Genomic DNA, 15,430 nt, shown 5'->3' with positions numbered 1-15,430 from the left:
TACGGTCCGGCGGAGAGCATGGGGTTCACGACGGTGTTCGTGATCGAGCCGGGCGCGGCCGCGGGCGCGGCCAGTATCCCGGTCGGCGGACCGCTCGCGGGCAAGCACGCGTACGTCCTCGACGCGAACCTGGAACTGGTCGCGCCCGGTGTGCCGGGGGAGTTGTACGTCGCCGGGCACGGTCTCGCGCACGGCTACATCGGGCAGTCGGCGCTCACCGCGGACCGGTTCGTGGCGAACCCCTACGGTCCGGCCGGGGCGCGGATGTACCGGACGGGCGATCTCGCCCGCTGGAACAACCAGGGTGCGCTGGAGTACCTGGGCCGTGGCGACGAGCAGATCAAGCTCCGCGGGTTCCGCATCGAGCCGGGTGAGATCGAGGCGGCGCTGATGGCGCACCCCGCGGTGGTGCAGGCGGCCGCGGTCGTCCGCGAGGACCGTCCCGGCGACAAGCGGCTCGTGGCGTACGTGGTGGGGGAGACGGCGCCGGAGGAGCTGCGCCGGCACGTCGCCGCCCGGCTGCCCGAGCACCTCGTCCCCTCCGCGTTCGTGGTCCTGGACGCCCTGCCCCGTACGGTCAACGGCAAGCTCGACCGCCGTGCCCTGCCCGCCCCCGACGACTCCACCAGCGGTGAGGGCGGACGCGCGCCCCGCAACCCGGCCGAGGAGATCCTCTGCGGTCTCTTCGCCGACAACCTCGGCCTCGCCTCCGTCGGCATCGACGACAACTTCTTCCACCGCGGCGGACACTCCCTCCGCGCCACCAAGCTCACCTCCAGGATCCGCGACGCCTTCGGCGTACGCCTCGGCGTGCGGGAGATCTTCCAGCACCCGACCGTGGCACGGCTCGCCGAGCTGATCGCGCGGGGCGGCGGCGACGAGGAGCGCCCCGCGCTGGTCGCGGCCGAGCGCCCCGCACTGCTCCCGCTCTCCTCGGCCCAGCAGCGCCTCTGGTTCCTCGACCAACTGGAGGGCCCCTCGCCCACGTACAACATCCCGCTGGCCGTCCGGCTCACCGGCGCGCTCGACGCGGAGGCCCTGCGTCGCGCGCTGGTCGACGTCGTCGGACGCCACGAATCCCTTCGGACCTCCTTCCCCTCCGAGGCCGGAACGCCGCACCAGGCGATCCGTCCCCTCGCGGCGACCGACCTCGCGCTCCCGGTGACCCCGGTGACGGAGGAGTCGCTGCCCCAGGTGCTGGCCGGACTGTCCGGCACCACGTTCGACCTCTCCACGGACCTGCCCATCCGCGCGGATCTGCTGGAGCTGTCCCCCGAGCAGCACGTGCTTCTGGTGGTGATGCACCACATCGCCTCCGACGGCTGGTCGAACGGCCCGCTCCTGCGGGACCTCGCCACGGCCTACACGGCCCGCGGCGCGGGCGCCGCGCCCGACTGGGCGCCGCTCCCGGTCCAGTACGCCGACTACACCCTGTGGCAGCGGAGTCTCCTCACCACCGACGAGGAGCGTCAGGCCGCCTACTGGCGGCAGCAGTTGGCCGAACTGCCCGAGGAGGCGACGCTGCCGGCGGACCGGCCCCGGCCCGCCGTCGCCTCCTACCGCGGGGCCACCCACCAGGTGACCGCCCCCGCGTCCACGCACGCCGCCCTGACCGGGCTGGCGCGCGAGACCGGAACCACCCTGTTCATGGTCGCCCAGGCGGCCGTCGCCACTCTCCTCTCCCGGTGTGGCGCCGGCTCCGACGTCCCGATCGGTTCGCCGGTCGCGGGGCGGACGGATCAGGCTCTCGACGATCTCGTGGGCTTCTTCGTCAACACGTTGGTCCTGCGGACGGATGTGGGTGGTGATCCCACCTTCCGTGAGGTGTTGGGCCGGGTGCGGGAAACGGATCTTTCCGCGTGGGCTCATCAGGACCTTCCGTTCGACCGGTTGGTCGAGGTGCTCAATCCGGAGCGCTCGGCTTCTCGGCATCCGTTGTTCCAGGTGATGCTCACCGTGGGTGACACGGCGGTGGGCGCGCCTGGACTCGGCGATCTGCGGGCGGAGTTCGTGGCTCCGGAGCTGCGGATCGCGAAGTTCGACCTGACGTTCGCGTTCGGTGAGCGGCGTGCGGCCGACGGCAGCCCGGACGGGCTCGACATCACCGTCGAGTACGCCACCGACCTCTACGCTCCCGAGACCATCGGGCGACTGCTCGACCGCATGCTGCTCCTCCTGGAGTGCGCCGCGACCGCACCCGACTCCCGCGTCGGCGCGATGGCGCTCCTCCACGAGGACGAGCGGGCCCTGCTCACCGCCTGGGCCGGCGAGCCGACCGCAGGACCGGAACTCGGTCTGGACGGCCTGTTCGCGGGGCAGGCGGCGCGGTCGCCGGAGGCGACGGCGCTGGTCTTCGAGGACCAGGTGGTGTCGTACGGGGAGCTGGACGTGTGGTCGAACCGGCTGGCCCGTCATCTGACGGGCCGGGGGGTGCGGCCGGGTGACCTGGTGGGCGTCCACGTGGAGCGTTCGCCGCAGATGGTGGCCGCGCTGCTCGCCGTACTGAAGGCGGGCGCCGGATACACGATGCTGGACCCGCTGTTCCCCGTGGAGCGCCTCAACGGCGTGCTTCAGCAGGTCGCTCCCGCAGCCCTCGTCACGCAGTCGCATCTGCCGCGGCTCGCCACGGAGGCGGTCGTCGTCGACCTCACGGCCGACGTCGCCGAGGTCAGCGGGCTCTCCGGGACCGCCGTGGAGACGGGCGGCTCACCCGAATCCGTCGCCTGCGTGATGTTCACGTCGGGTTCGACGGGTCTGCCGAAGGGTGTGATGGCCTCGCACCGGGCGCTGGCCGCGACGTTCGTGGGTCCGGACTATCTGGCCTTCGGGCCGGAGCAGACGTTCCTGCAATGCTCGCCGGTGTCCTGGGACGCCTTCGCGCTTGAGGTGTTCGGTCCGCTGCTGCACGGCGGCGTCTGCGTCCTCCAGCCCGGCCAGCACACCGACCCCCATCTCATCGCGGAACTCGTCGAGCGGCACGGGATCACCTCGCTCCAGATGTCCGCGAGCCTCTTCAACCACATGCTCGACGAACACCCCCTGACCCTCGCCCACGTCAAGGAGGCCATGACCGCCGGAGAAGCGGCGTCCCCCAGCCACACGGCCAGGGCTCTGGCCGGCCATCCGCAGCTGCATCTGCTGAACGGCTACGGTCCGGCGGAGAGCATGGGGTTCACGACGGTGTTCGTGATCGAGCCGGGCGCGGCCGCGGGCGCGGCCAGTATCCCGGTCGGCGGACCGCTCGCGGGCAAGCACGCGTACGTCCTCGACGCGAACCTGGAACTGGTCGCGCCCGGTGTGCCGGGGGAGTTGTACGTCGCCGGGCACGGTCTCGCGCACGGCTACATCGGGCAGTCGGCGCTCACCGCGGACCGGTTCGTGGCGAACCCCTACGGTCCGGCCGGGGCGCGGATTACGGTCCGGCGGAGAGCATGGGGTTCACGACGGTGTTCGTGATCGAGCCGGGCGCGGCCGCGGGCGCGGCCAGTATCCCGGTCGGCGGACCGCTCGCGGGCAAGCACGCGTACGTCCTCGACGCGAACCTGGAACTGGTCGCGCCCGGTGTGCCGGGGGAGTTGTACGTCGCCGGGCACGGTCTCGCGCACGGCTACATCGGGCAGTCGGCGCTCACCGCGGACCGGTTCGTGGCGAACCCCTACGGTCCGGCCGGGGCGCGGATGTACCGGACGGGCGATCTCGCCCGCTGGAACAAGCAGGGTGCGCTGGAGTACCTGGGCCGTGGCGACGAACAGATCAAGCTCCGCGGGTTCCGCATCGAGCCGGGCGAGATCGAGGCGGCGCTGATGGCGCACCCCGCGGTGGTGCAGGCGGCCGCGGTCGTCCGCGAGGACCGTCCCGGCGACAAGCGGCTGGTCGCCTACGTGGTGGGGGAGCCGGCGCCGGAGGAGTTGCGCCGGCACGTCGCCGCCCGGCTGCCCGAGCACCTCGTCCCCTCCGCGTTCGTGGTCCTGGACGCCCTGCCCCGTACGGTCAACGGCAAGCTCGACCGCCGTGCCCTGCCCGCCCCCGACGATGGTGCCGTTTCCGAGGGCGGACGAGCGCCCCGCAACCCCGCCGAGGAGATCCTCTGCGGTCTCTTCGCCGACAACCTCGGCCTCGCCTCCGTCGGCATCGACGACAACTTCTTCCACCGCGGCGGACACTCCCTCCGCGCCACCCGGCTGATCAGCCGCATCCGCGCGGTCTGGGACACCCGCATCACCATCAGCGACCTGTTCCGCAGCCCCACGCCCGCCCTCCTCGCCGAGCAGATCGCGGCGGGCAGCGGCGACGACCCGCTCGGCACCGTGCTCCCCATCCGCGCCGTCACGGGCACGGACTCCGGCGAACCGCCCTTGTTCTGCGTGCACGCCGTGTCCGGGGTGAGCTGGGGGTACGCGGGTCTGCTGCCGCACCTCGACCAGGACCGGCCGGTCGTCGCGCTCCAGGCCCGCAGGCTCGGCGGCCCGCACGGCGCACCGGCCTCCCTGGAGGAGATGGCCGACGACTACCTCGCCGAGATCCGCAGGATCCAGCCCCAGGGCCCGTACCACCTGCTCGGCTGGTCCTTCGGCGGTCTCGTCGCGCACGCCGTGGCGGCCCGGCTGGAGGCGGCGGGGGAGGACGTGGCCCTCCTTGCCCTGCTCGACTCCTATCCCCTCCCCGACGGCTTCACCGCACCGGAGATCGACGGCCGGCACGTGCTGACCGCCCTCCTCGGCTCCGCCGGCGAGACGGTACGGGTGCGCTGCGCGGACACCGCCCCCGACATCGACGAACTCGCCGACGCCCTGCGCCGGTCGGACCCGGTGCTCGGAGCCCTGGAGCACGCGCAGGCGGCGGCCGTCGTGGCGGCCACCCTCGACAACCTGCGGATGCGGTACCGGTACGTGCCGGACGTCCGGTTCGGCGGCGACGCGCTGTTCTTCGACGCCACCGGCACACCGGCACCCACCTCGGGCGCGGAGGCCTGGGCGCCGTACGTCACCGGCCGGGTGGAGGAGTTCGCCGTCGACTGCGAGCACGCCCGGATGACCGAGGCGGAGCCGCTGAAGGCCGTCGGACAGGTCCTCGCCCGCCACCTGAGGCCCGCCCGCATCTGACCGCCACCCGGCATCCGAACCGCCGCCTCACGACGGGCCCGTACGGCTGCTCCAACGCCGTACGGGCCCCGGCGCGTCCCGGTCCTCAACCGCCGCACATGCCGGACACGTTCGGCCGCATCACCGCCGTTCGGCCCCGGCGCGTTCGCGGGTCGCGCACCGAACTGCCCGCATACTGCCGCCCGACCAGCCGGATCCCGGGCCCCGCGCTGCCTAGCGTGTGGGTGTCCGCACGATCGGCCAGGCCTTGTGAGCGGTGCGGTCCGGCCCCCAGAGGAAGTCAAGGACATGGTGGATCATTCCGGTTGGCGGGTCGGCGTCGCCTCGGCCCCGATACATCACGGCGAAATTCTCCAGGGCGTCTTTCCGCACCAGGGCCAGCCCACCCGGGGACTGGTCACCCTGCCCTGCACCGTCCACACCACCCGGGCCACGTTCATCCCCGCGCGGGGCGAGAAGCTGACCGTCTACCCGACCTGGAAGACCAAGGCGGCGCGCGCCGCCCAGCTCACCGCCGACGCGTGCCTGCCGCCGGGGGAGGGGCCGGTGGGCGGGCACCTCGAACTCACCGGTGACGTCCCGCTCTGCCGCGGCTTCGGCTCCTCCACGAGCGACGTGCTCGCCGCGGTCTGGGCCGTCCAGGACGCCCTGGTGTCCCCGCTGCCCCCGGAGGAGATCGCCAGGATCGCGGTGCGGGCCGAGACGGCGTCCGACTCCCTGATGTTCAACGAGAGTTCGGTGCTGTTCGCGCAGCGCGAGGGCAAGGTCATCGAGGACTTCGGCTACCGCATGCCGGCCGTGCGTGTCCTCGGCTTCGGGTCCCGGCCCGAGAACGAGGGCAGGGGCGTCGACACCCTGGCCTTCCCGCCCGCCGAGTACGGCGGCGCCGAACTCGAACTCTTCGCCGAACTCCAGGTGATGCTGCGCGAGGCCATCCACACCAAGGACGTCGCCCTCGTCGGGGCCGTCGCCACCGCCAGTACCGACATCAACCAGCGGCACCTGCCCATCCCCCGCCTCGACGGGCTGCGCTCCATCGTGCGGGAGACCGGCGCCCTCGGCATCCAGGCCGCGCACAGCGGGGACATCGCCGGGCTCCTCTACGACCGGGACGACCCCGACGTCGAGGCCCGCACCGAACACGCCCAGCGACTCCTGCACAACATCGGCATCCACGAGCAGTGGATCTTCACGACGGGTGACTGACATGACTACGACCACGATCGCGGGCGTCGGCCGGCTGCACGACTCGGTGGTGGACGCCACCGAACTGCCCCGCATCATCCAGGTGACCGACAACCTCTACGCGGCGGCGTTCAGCCTCATGAAGCTGCTGCCCGCGCGCTACATCATCGACCGGGCCGAGGCCGCAGGACTGCTGCGGCCCGGCAGCAGGATCATCGAGACCTCCTCCGGCACCTTCGCCCTCGGCCTGGCGATGGTCTGCCGGCTGCGCGGCTACGACCTCACCATCGTCGGCGACTCCGCGATCGACCGCGACCTGCGCAACCGGCTGGAGATGCTCGGCGCCACCGTCGAGATCGTCGAGTACGCCGGGCAGAGCGGCGGCATCCAGGGCGCCCGCCTCACCCGTGTCGAGGAACTGCGCCGCCTCCACCCGGACAGCTTCGTACCCGGCCAGTACGACAACCCCGACAACCCCGGCGCGTACGGTGTCGTCGCCGACCTCATCGGGGAGACCGTCGGCTCCGTGGACTGCCTGGTGGGCCCGGTCGGCTCCGGCGGTTCCACCGGCGGCCTCGCCGCCGCCCTGCGGCCCGCCGACCCGGCGCTGCACCTCGTCGGCGTGGACACCCACGGGTCCATCATCTTCGGCTCGCCCGACGGCCCGCGCACCCTGCGCGGCCTCGGCAGCAGCATCCACCCGGGCAACGTCCGCCACAGCGCCTACGACGAGGTGCACTGGGTCACCGCCCCCGAGGCCTTCCACGCCACCCACGAACTCTTCCGCAACCACGGCCTGTTCATGGGTCCCACCAGCGGCGCCTCCTTCCAGGTCGCCTCCTGGTGGGCCGCGCAGCACCCGGACAGCAAGGTCGTCATGGTGCTGCCCGACGAGGGCTACCGCTACCAGTCCACCGTCTACCACGCCGAGTGGCTGCGCGAGCAGGGCATCGAGCCGGCCCCCGCCCCCGGCGGCCCGGTCACCGTCGACCACCCGCTCGACGCCCCCTCCGCCTGGACCCGTCTCGTGTGGGCCCGCCGCGGCTTCGACGACGTGATGACGCCCGAGGTCCCCGACCTCGGCGCCCTGGCCGCCCCCGACGCCGGGGACCTCGCCGAGCCGGTGGCGGAGGTCCGGCCGTGACCGCCCCGCTGCTGCTCCTCGTCGAGTCCAACACCACCGGCACGGGACGCCAGTTCGCCGCCCGGGCCCGTGACCTCGGCGTCGTCCCCGTCCTGCTGAGCGCCGACCCCGGCCGCTACCCGTACGCCGCCGAGGACGGACTGCGCACCGTCGTCGTGGACACCTCCGACGACGACGCCCTCCGGTCCGCCGTGGCCGGCCTGGCCGCCGCCGAACCGGTCGCCGGGGTCCTCTCCAGCTCCGAGTACTACGTCGCCACGGCCGCCGCCCTCGCCGCGGACCTCGGGCTCCCCGGCCCGTCCGCCGACGCCGTCCGCGCCTGCCGCGACAAGGCCGCCCAGCGCCGCGCCCTCGCCGCGGCGGGGGTGCCCGTGCCGCTCTTCTCGGCGGCCGGCGACGTCGCCGAGGCGATCGCCGCCGCCCAGTGGATCGGCGGCCCGGTCGTCGTCAAGCCGGTACAGGGCTCGGGCAGCCTGGGCGTACGCCTCTGCCGCGACCGGGACGAGGTGGCCGGGCACGCCGCCGGCCTGCTGGCCGCCACCGTCAACGAACGCGGCCTGCGCAGCCCGGGCGTGGTCCTCGTCGAGCAGTACCTGACCGGACGCGAGTTCTCGGTCGAGGTCTTCGGCGAGGAGGCCGTCGTCACGGTCGCCAAGCACGTCGGCGCGCCCCCTGTGTTCGTCGAGACCGGCCACGACGTGCCCGCCGTCCTGCCCGCTGCGCGGTCCGCCGCGCTCACCGACACCGCCGTCCGCGCCGTCCGGGCCCTCGGCCTCGGCTGGGGCGCGGCCCACGTCGAACTGCGGCTCGACGGCGACACCGCCCGGGTCATCGAAGTCAACCCGCGGCTGGCCGGCGGGATGATCCCCGAGCTCGTACGCCGGGCCCGCGGGGTCGACCTGGTCGGCGCGCAGGTACGGGCCGCGCTCGGCGCGGACGTCGACCTCGCCGGCACCCCGGACGCCTCCGGCGCGGCGTCGATCCGCTTCCTGACCGCCGGCACCGACAGCGTCCTCGCCGACGTCACCGCCGCCGGGACGGCCGCCCGCGCCGTCCCCGGCGTCGTCGACGCAGCCCTCTACCGCCCGGCCGGGACCGAGGTCGGGCCCGCCGAGGACTTCCGGGGACGGGTGGGCCATGTGATCGCCACCGGTACGGCTCCGGAGGAGTCCGCCGCCGCGGCCGACACCGCCCTGACCCTCGGCCTCGCCACCGTGCTGACCCCCGTGACGGCGGGCCCGCCGGTGGCGGGAGCGGCCGCGAGGGAGGCGGTGCCGGTATGAGCGACGACGCCACGGGTACGCGCGGGGGTGCCATCGGTACGAGAGGGGGTGCCACCGGTATGAGCGATGCCACCGGTACGGGCGGCGGCGCCACCGGTACGGGCGGCGGCGCCGAGGCGGGTGTCCACACCGGCCGGCTCCGGACCGGTCTCGACCCGCGCGCCCACCGCATCGTCTACGACCAGTACCGCACCGACGACGGCGACCCGGTCGGCGACGAACTGCGGCTGATCAGCGAGGTCGACCGGGCGCATCTGGTGATGCTCGCCGAACGCGGCATCGTCGACCCGGCCCGCGCCGCGGCCCTCCTCACCACCGTCGACGCCCTGCGCGCCGAGGACTTCGCCCCCCTCCGCTCCCGGCCCATGCCCCGCGGCCTGTACCTGGCGTACGAGGGCTGGCTCGTCGACCGGCTCGGCCAGGAGACCGGCGGAGTGCTGCACACCGGGCGCTCCCGCAACGACCTCAACGCCACCACCGTCCGGCTCAGGGTGCGCGGCCCCTACGGCCGGCTCCTGGACGAGGTGGCCGAGCTGGCCCGGGTCCTGCTCGACAAGGGCGAGGCGTACCGGGACGTCACCATGCCCGCCTACACCCACGGGCAGCCCGCCGTGCCCATCAGCTACGGCCACTACCTGACCGGGATCGCGGGCGGCGTCCTGCGCTCGCTCGCCGGACTGCTCGACGCGGGCCGGGAGATCGACGTCAACCCGCTCGGCGCGGGAGCCGTCGGCGGCACCTCGGTGCCGGTGGACCCGGCCCGCACCGCGGACCTCCTCGGCTTCACCGCCGCCGCGCCCAACTCGGTCGACGCCGTCGCCTCCCGCGACTTCGTGCTGCGGATGCTCTCCGCAGCCGCGGTCCTCGGCGTCCTCCTGGCCCGTACCGCCCGCGATCTGACGTGGTGGACGACGGAGGAGTTCGGGCTGCTCAGGATGGCCGACGACCTGGTCGGCTCCAGCTCGATGATGCCGCAGAAGCGCAACCCCTTCCTGCTGGAACACATCCAGGGCCGCTCGACCTCCGCCCTCGCCGGCTTCACCGGCGCCGCGGCGGCCATGTCGACCGCCGGCTACACCAACGCCATCGCCGTCGGCACCGAGGCCGCCCGCCACCTGTGGCCCGGCCTCGCCGACACCACCCAGGCGGTCACCCTCCTCCGGCTCGTCGTCGACGGGGCGGAACCCGACCGCGACCGGATGCGCGACCGCGCCAGGGAGGGCTTCACCTCGGCCACCTACCTCGCCGAACGCCTCGTCGTCGACGGCGTCCCCTTCCGCACCGCCCACCACCTGGTGGGCGAGACCGTCCTCGGCGCCCTCGACGGCGGCACGCCGCTGTCCGACGCGGCCCGCGCCCACCCCGGCGTGGCCGCGGCCGCCGCCGGATACCCCGCCGACTGGCTCGAGCCGGAGACCGTGGCCGCCGCCTGCGCCCACGGCGGCGGACCCGGCGGCGCCGGACCGGCCGAGGCGCTGGCCCGGGCACGTACCGAACTGGCCGCCCTCACCGCCGAGTCGGAGGCCCGCCACCGGCGCTGGGCGGACGCCGCCGCCCGCTTGACGGCCGAGGCCGCCGGAGTGACGGCCGCCGCGCGGGACACCGCGGCACCAGCCGGGTCGGACACGGCCGCGTCCGCCGCGCCGGACACGGCGACACCCGCGGCGCCGGACACGGGCGGACCCGCCGCGCCGGACACGGCGACACCCGCCGAGGCCGCCGCGGAGGCGGTGGCCGCCCGATGACCGCGCGACGCCGGGACGGGCTGCTGCGGCAGCGCGACTTCCGGCTCCTGTGGGCGGGCGAGACCACGAGCCGCTTCGGCAGCAACATCACCGGCGTGGCCATGCCGCTGGTGGCCGTGGTCACCCTGGACGCGAGCACCTTCTGGGTCGGCGCCCTGGCGGCGGCCGCCTGGTTCCCCTGGCTCCTCCTCGGCCTGCCCGCGGGCGCATGGGTGGACCGGCTGCCGCGCCGGCCGCTCATGATCGCCTGCAACCTCGGCTCCCTGGTGCTCCTGCTCAGCGTGCCGGCCGCCGCCTGGCTCGACGTGCTGACCATGACGCAACTGGTGGTGGTGTCCCTGCTCACCGGGGTCGCGAACGTCTTCTTCTCCATCGCCTACCGGGTCTACGTGCCGTTCGTCGTCCCCCGCGAGCACCTCACCGAGGCCAACGCCAAGCTCCAGGGCAGCGAATCGGCCGCGCAGCTCGCCGGGCTCGGCGGCGGCGGCGTCCTGGCCGGCGCGTTCGGCGCGGTCAACGGACTCCTCGCCGACGCGGCGACCTTCCTGGTCTCCACCCTGTGCCTGCTCGGCATCCGGGGCAGGGAACCGGCACCGAAGCGCCCCGAGCGGGCGCCGAGCCTGCGCAAGGACGTCGCGGAGGGACTGCGGCACACCGTGCGCGACCCGTACCTGCGCGTCCTGACCACCTACGGCACCGTCACCAACCTGCTGCTCACCGGCTACCAGGCCCTCCTCACCGTGTTCCTCGTGCGCGAACTGCACGTCGGCGCGGCGGCGGTCGGCTGGCTGCTCGCGGGCAGCAGCGTGGGCGGTCTGCTCGGCGCCGTCGTCGCCACCCCCGTCGCCCGCCGCTTCGGCACCGCGCGCGGCATGCTGCTCTGCAAGTTCGCCACGGCCCCGTTCGGGCTGCTCATCCCGCTGGCCGTCCCGGGCTGGCGGGTCGCGCTGCTGCCCGTCGGCGGGGCCGTGCTCGCGCTCGGCGTCGTGTCCGCCAACGTCATCCAGGGCGCGTTCCGCCAGCAGTACTGCCCGCCGCAGCTCCTCGGCCGGATCACCGCGAGCATCTCCGTCGCCAACTTCGGTGCCATCCCCGTCGGTTCGCTCCTCGGCGGAGCGCTGGGCGGCCTGCTCGGGCTGCGGCCCGCGCTGTGGCTGCTCACCGCCGGTCTCGCCGTCAGCTCCGTCCTGCTGCTCGCCGGGCCGCTGCGGAACCGCCGCGACCTGCCCACCGAACCGCCCGCCGGGGAACCGCCGGCCCCACCGCCCGCGGGACCCGCCGAGCCGGGCGGCGCGTCCGGCCCCGCGGACTCCGCCGCACCGGCCGATCGGCGGTCCGTGCGGTACGCCGTTCCCGAACAAGGCTGATCCGTCCCGACGGTCGGCCGCCTCCGCGCATCCGTCATCGAACAGGAGGGGTCCCGTGAGCGATCCCAGAAGCGGTCCCCGGAGTCCCGCGAGCGGCACCCTGCTGCTCGGCCCCCTGCCGCCCCCGCGCGCCCTGCCCCGGCCGGGCTCCCTCGACCTGTGGCTGCTCCGCGTCTCCGACGCCCGGGGCGCCGGGCTCGATGCCGGAGTCCTGGACGCCGGCGAGCGGCAGCGCGCCGCGGGTCTGGCGCACGCGGAGGACCGGGTCCGCTTCACCGCCGCCCACCTGGCCCTGCGCCGGCTGCTCGGCACCTACCTCGACACCCTGCCGCAGGACATCCGCTACGGCCGGGAGACCTGCCCGTGCTGCGGCGGCCCGCACGGCCGGCCGACCGTCCTCGGGGCCTCGCGAGGCCTGCACTTCTCGCTCTCCCACCGAGGGGACCTCGTCCTCGTGGGGACGGCGGTGGCGCCCATCGGTGTCGACGTCGACCTCGTCGCCGACCCGGGCGGCGCCGCGGAACTCGCCGCGATGCTGCACCCCGCCGAGCAGCGCGAGATCGAGGCGCTGCCGCCGCCGCGCCGACCCAGGGCGCTGGCCCGGCTGTGGACCCGTAAGGAGGCCTACCTCAAAGGCCTCGGCACCGGCCTGGGCCGCGACCCGGCCGCCGACTACGTGGGATCGGGAGGCCCCGAAGGGCCGCTGCCACCGGCCGGCTGGACCCTGCTCGACATCCCCGTCGACCGCGGCTACGCGGCGGCGGTCGCCGTTTACGGCGAACTGACCACGCTCTCGCCCCGGGTGAACCGCCTCTCGGAGCGGGACATCGGGGGAGCGCCACCGGTTCGCGGGTGAGGGCGGGCGGGGCGTACGCGGAAGGGCACCGGCGCACAGGCGAAGGGCGCCGGTGCCTACGCGTGCGGCCGCGGTGCCTACGCGTGCGGCCGCGGTGCCTACGCGTGCGGCCGCGGTGCCTACGCGTGCGGCCCCGGCCCCTACGCGTAGGGGCCCAGCGCCTACGTGGAAGCACTTCGGCGCCCGCACGGCGGACCCCCGGCGCCCGCACGGCAGACCCCGGCGCCTACGCGCAAGCCCCCGGCGCATACGCGGAAGGTCCCCGGACGAGATGTCCGGGGACCTTCCGCGTATCCGGGTGCCGGCCGAGCGGCCGACGGCCGCCGTTCAGCCGGCCATCGCGATCCACTCGTCGAGCTGCTCCTGCGTGGTGGCCGGATCGGCCACCAGGTCGGCCAGCCCGTCACCGGCGTGATGGCGGGTCGAGACGGCGGGGCAGCGCCCGCACGCGGCGACCCCGGTCTGCTTCCACCACTGGCACCGGGCCCTGAGGTGACACCGCGGGACGGGGCCGTCCTCCCGCGCGGCGGGCCGCGCGAGCACCCGCTCGACGAGCGTGCAGTCGTCGCCCCTGCGGTTCACGCAGTCGCTGACGCAGTGCGACGCGAACCGCAGGACGCGCCGCGGCTCGATGCCCTCCGGCACCTCGCCGAGCACCTCGGCGGCCGGTACGGGATCGGCCAGGTACACCACGCGCCCGTCCTGCCCGGACCGTACGCCCAGGACGACGGACTCCGGCGCGTGCGCCTCTCCGCTGGGGCACCAGGTCTGCGAGGAGCCGCCCTCGCCCACGGTCGTCACCTCGGCCTCAGCAGGTTCCGGAGCGGGTGCCGGCGACCTGCGTCACCCGGCCGCCGACGCTCTGGCTGAGCGCCTGCTCGCCGGACTGCTCCTCCTGGGCGACGGCGAGCCGGATGCTGTCCTTGAGCTGGGACACCGAGGTGATGCGCTCGGCCCGGCCGGTGTCGGCCGCGTTCGCCGCACCGGCACCGGTGACGACGAGCCCGGCGGCGAGCAGTGCGGCGGCACCGGCCGCGGCGACCTTGCGAGTCGGGTTCTCCATGGCGTACTCCTCCTCCTGGTATGGGAGTTGCGAGCGTAGGCCGGTGGAGCGCCGTGGCCGGAACTTTGCGGCGGCAGTTGACCGGCGGTTCCGCCGCCGGGGCCGGGACCTGCGAAGACGCCGCCGCGGGCGGGGCGGCCGACGGTCCCGCCCGGGCCGGGAGCGCCGTCCGCGGCCCGGGCGGTGGCCAAGGGAGGACGGGGACGCCGGTGGCGGGGGAGGGACCGGCGGATAAGGCCGCTACGGCGTGGTGGGCGGCAGCAGGGCGCCGGCGAGCCGGTCGATGGCGTCGCCGTCGGGGCGGGCCGCCCCCGTGAGGGTGCCGACCAGGGCCTGGGCGAGGACGGTCGCCGTGCCGATCCGGTCGTCCTCGCGCTCGTCGCCGGTGACCTTCCCGATCACCGCGTCCCGTACCGCCGGAGAGGTGTCGGAGTCCCCGAACAGGTCGGGGAAGGACAGCGCCATCATGCACACGCCCACGTTGGCGGAGAGGATCGAGCGCCCGGCGAGCTCCGGGCTGGTCCGGAGCCGGCCGGCGTCACGGCAGCGCTCGACCGCCTTCAGGAGGATCGCCTGCGCCTCCTCGATGGCCGCCGGCTTCGCGTCGCCGGTCGGCGTGAACATCAGCCGGTAGAGGTGCGGGTTGCGGAGCGCGAAGCCGACGTGGCTGTCCCAGGCCGTCCGCAGGTCCGCCACCGGATCGTCCGTGCGGGGGTTGGCGCGCTTCTCGGCGAGGAAGCGGGCGAACCCGACGTCGGCGACCGCCGTGAGCAGCCCCTGCTTGTCGCCGAACTGCCGGTAGATCTCGGGCATGCCGACCTTCGCCCGGTCGCAGATGGCGCGGGTCGAGATCGCCGGCGCGTCCTTGGTGGCGAGGAGTTCCTCGGTGGCTTCCAGGATGCGCGTACGTGCCGTCGACATGCCCCCACGATAACAGCGCTAACACAGCGTCGTAATCGTTGCTTACGGAGTGTGTTAGCGTTGAGAACACCTCGGGGGTCGGGCACGCCGCCTCCGTGTCTCCGTCATGAAAGGAACCCCCATGACCGCCTCCACCACCCTCCGCGACGTGATCGGCCTTCCGCAGGGCCTGCCCCGCCTGGCCGACTCGGCGCTGATCATGATCGACTTCCAGAACACCTACCGCGCCGGTGTCATGGGCCTCGACGGCGCCGAGGCCGCCGTCGCCGCCGGCGCGCGCCTGCTGGCCGCCGCACGCGCCGCGGGTGCGCCCGTGGTGCACGTCGTCAACGACGGCGGCGAGGGCACCCCGTACGACATCCGGGCCGAGATCGGCGCCATCAGCGACGAGGTCGCCCCGGTCGAGGGCGAGCGGGTGGTCGTCAAGCAGTTCCCCGACGCCTTCCACGCCACCGACCTCGAAGAGACCCTGAAGAACCTGGGTGTGGACGGTGACCTGGTCATCGCCGGGTTCATGACCCACATGTGCGTCCTCTTCACCGCGCAGGGCGCCTTCAACCGGGGCTACCGCCCCACCGTCGTCGCCGAGGCCACCGCCACCCGCCCCCTGGAGGGCCCGGACGGCACCGTCACCTCCGCGGCGGCCCTCCAGAACGCCGCCCTGACGACGGTCACCGACCTGTTCGGCACGGTGGCCCGCACGGTCGGCGACCTCGCGGGCTAGCGGCCCCTCGCCGTACAGGGCCCACCCCGCCGTACCGGAC

11 protein-coding genes and 1 pseudogene are annotated in these 15,430 nt (G+C 74.4%); 9 read left to right on the top strand and 3 right to left on the bottom strand.

The genetic code is table 11. The annotated features are described in order from the left end of the window. From EAO70_RS09390 to EAO70_RS09355, 8 genes and pseudogenes are all read left to right on the top strand, one after another. A partial coding sequence (locus EAO70_RS09390; protein WP_148002552.1) for a condensation domain-containing protein occupies positions 1-3,456 on the top strand: 3,456 nt, incomplete at its 5' end. Further along, a pseudogene (locus EAO70_RS09385) lies at positions 3,414-5,102 on the top strand (alpha/beta fold hydrolase); the annotation flags it as partial. The gene EAO70_RS09390 and the pseudogene EAO70_RS09385, both read left to right, overlap by 43 nt. A 288-nt stretch (positions 5,103-5,390) precedes the next feature. After that, complete coding sequence (locus EAO70_RS09380) at positions 5,391-6,308, top strand: kinase (RefSeq protein ID WP_261992773.1); 918 nt, start codon at positions 5,391-5,393, stop codon at positions 6,306-6,308. A gap of 1 nt (position 6,309) precedes the next feature. Beyond that, positions 6,310-7,431 carry a PLP-dependent cysteine synthase family protein gene (locus EAO70_RS09375; protein ID WP_187283815.1) on the top strand — a complete coding sequence of 374 codons (1,122 nt, stop codon included), beginning with the start codon at positions 6,310-6,312 and terminating at the stop codon, positions 7,429-7,431. Then, entirely contained in the window at positions 7,428-8,714 is a 1,287-nt protein-coding gene (locus EAO70_RS09370; protein ID WP_148002549.1) for an ATP-grasp domain-containing protein, read from the top strand. Before EAO70_RS09375 ends, EAO70_RS09370 begins: the two co-directional genes overlap by 4 nt. A 59-nt stretch (positions 8,715-8,773) precedes the next feature. Continuing rightward, positions 8,774-10,459, top strand: coding sequence for a lyase family protein (locus tag EAO70_RS38470; RefSeq protein WP_222723458.1), 1,686 nt, complete (start codon positions 8,774-8,776; stop codon positions 10,457-10,459). After that, on the top strand, positions 10,456-11,826 hold the full coding sequence (locus EAO70_RS09360) for an MFS transporter (RefSeq protein WP_148002547.1): 1,371 nt from the start codon (positions 10,456-10,458) through the stop codon (positions 11,824-11,826). The genes EAO70_RS38470 and EAO70_RS09360 overlap by 4 nt, the downstream gene beginning before the upstream one ends. Before the next feature lie 55 nt (positions 11,827-11,881). Next, positions 11,882-12,682 (top strand): 4'-phosphopantetheinyl transferase family protein, encoded by an 801-nt coding sequence (locus EAO70_RS09355; protein ID WP_148002546.1) that lies wholly within the window; start codon positions 11,882-11,884, stop codon positions 12,680-12,682. Between the two features lie 327 nt (positions 12,683-13,009). Here the strand turns inward: EAO70_RS09355 and EAO70_RS09350 are convergent, their stop codons facing one another. The 3 genes from EAO70_RS09350 to EAO70_RS09340 form a co-directional block, all read right to left on the bottom strand. Continuing rightward, on the bottom strand, positions 13,010-13,483 hold the full coding sequence (locus EAO70_RS09350) for a hypothetical protein (protein ID WP_261992772.1): 474 nt from the start codon (positions 13,481-13,483) through the stop codon (positions 13,010-13,012). A 7-nt stretch (positions 13,484-13,490) separates the two neighbouring features. Next, on the bottom strand, positions 13,491-13,745 hold the full coding sequence (locus EAO70_RS09345; protein ID WP_148002545.1) for a hypothetical protein: 255 nt from the start codon (positions 13,743-13,745) through the stop codon (positions 13,491-13,493). 240 nt (positions 13,746-13,985) lie between these two features. Continuing rightward, the gene (locus EAO70_RS09340; protein ID WP_148002544.1) at positions 13,986-14,666 is read right to left on the bottom strand and encodes a TetR/AcrR family transcriptional regulator; all 681 of its coding nucleotides are present in this window, start codon (positions 14,664-14,666) and stop codon (positions 13,986-13,988) included. Between the two features lie 121 nt (positions 14,667-14,787). Here EAO70_RS09340 and EAO70_RS09335 point away from each other — a divergent pair, with 121 nt between their 5' ends. Further along, complete coding sequence (locus EAO70_RS09335) at positions 14,788-15,390, top strand: isochorismatase family protein (protein WP_148002543.1); 603 nt, start codon at positions 14,788-14,790, stop codon at positions 15,388-15,390. The last annotated feature ends 40 nt before the right edge of the window (positions 15,391-15,430 follow it).

Origin of the sequence: Streptomyces sp. adm13(2018), from assembly GCF_008042145.1 — a bacterium.
In the GTDB taxonomy this organism is placed as follows: domain Bacteria; phylum Actinomycetota; class Actinomycetes; order Streptomycetales; family Streptomycetaceae; genus Streptomyces.
Note: the sequence above shows the minus strand (reverse complement) of the source record. Positions and strands in the feature narration are given on the sequence as shown.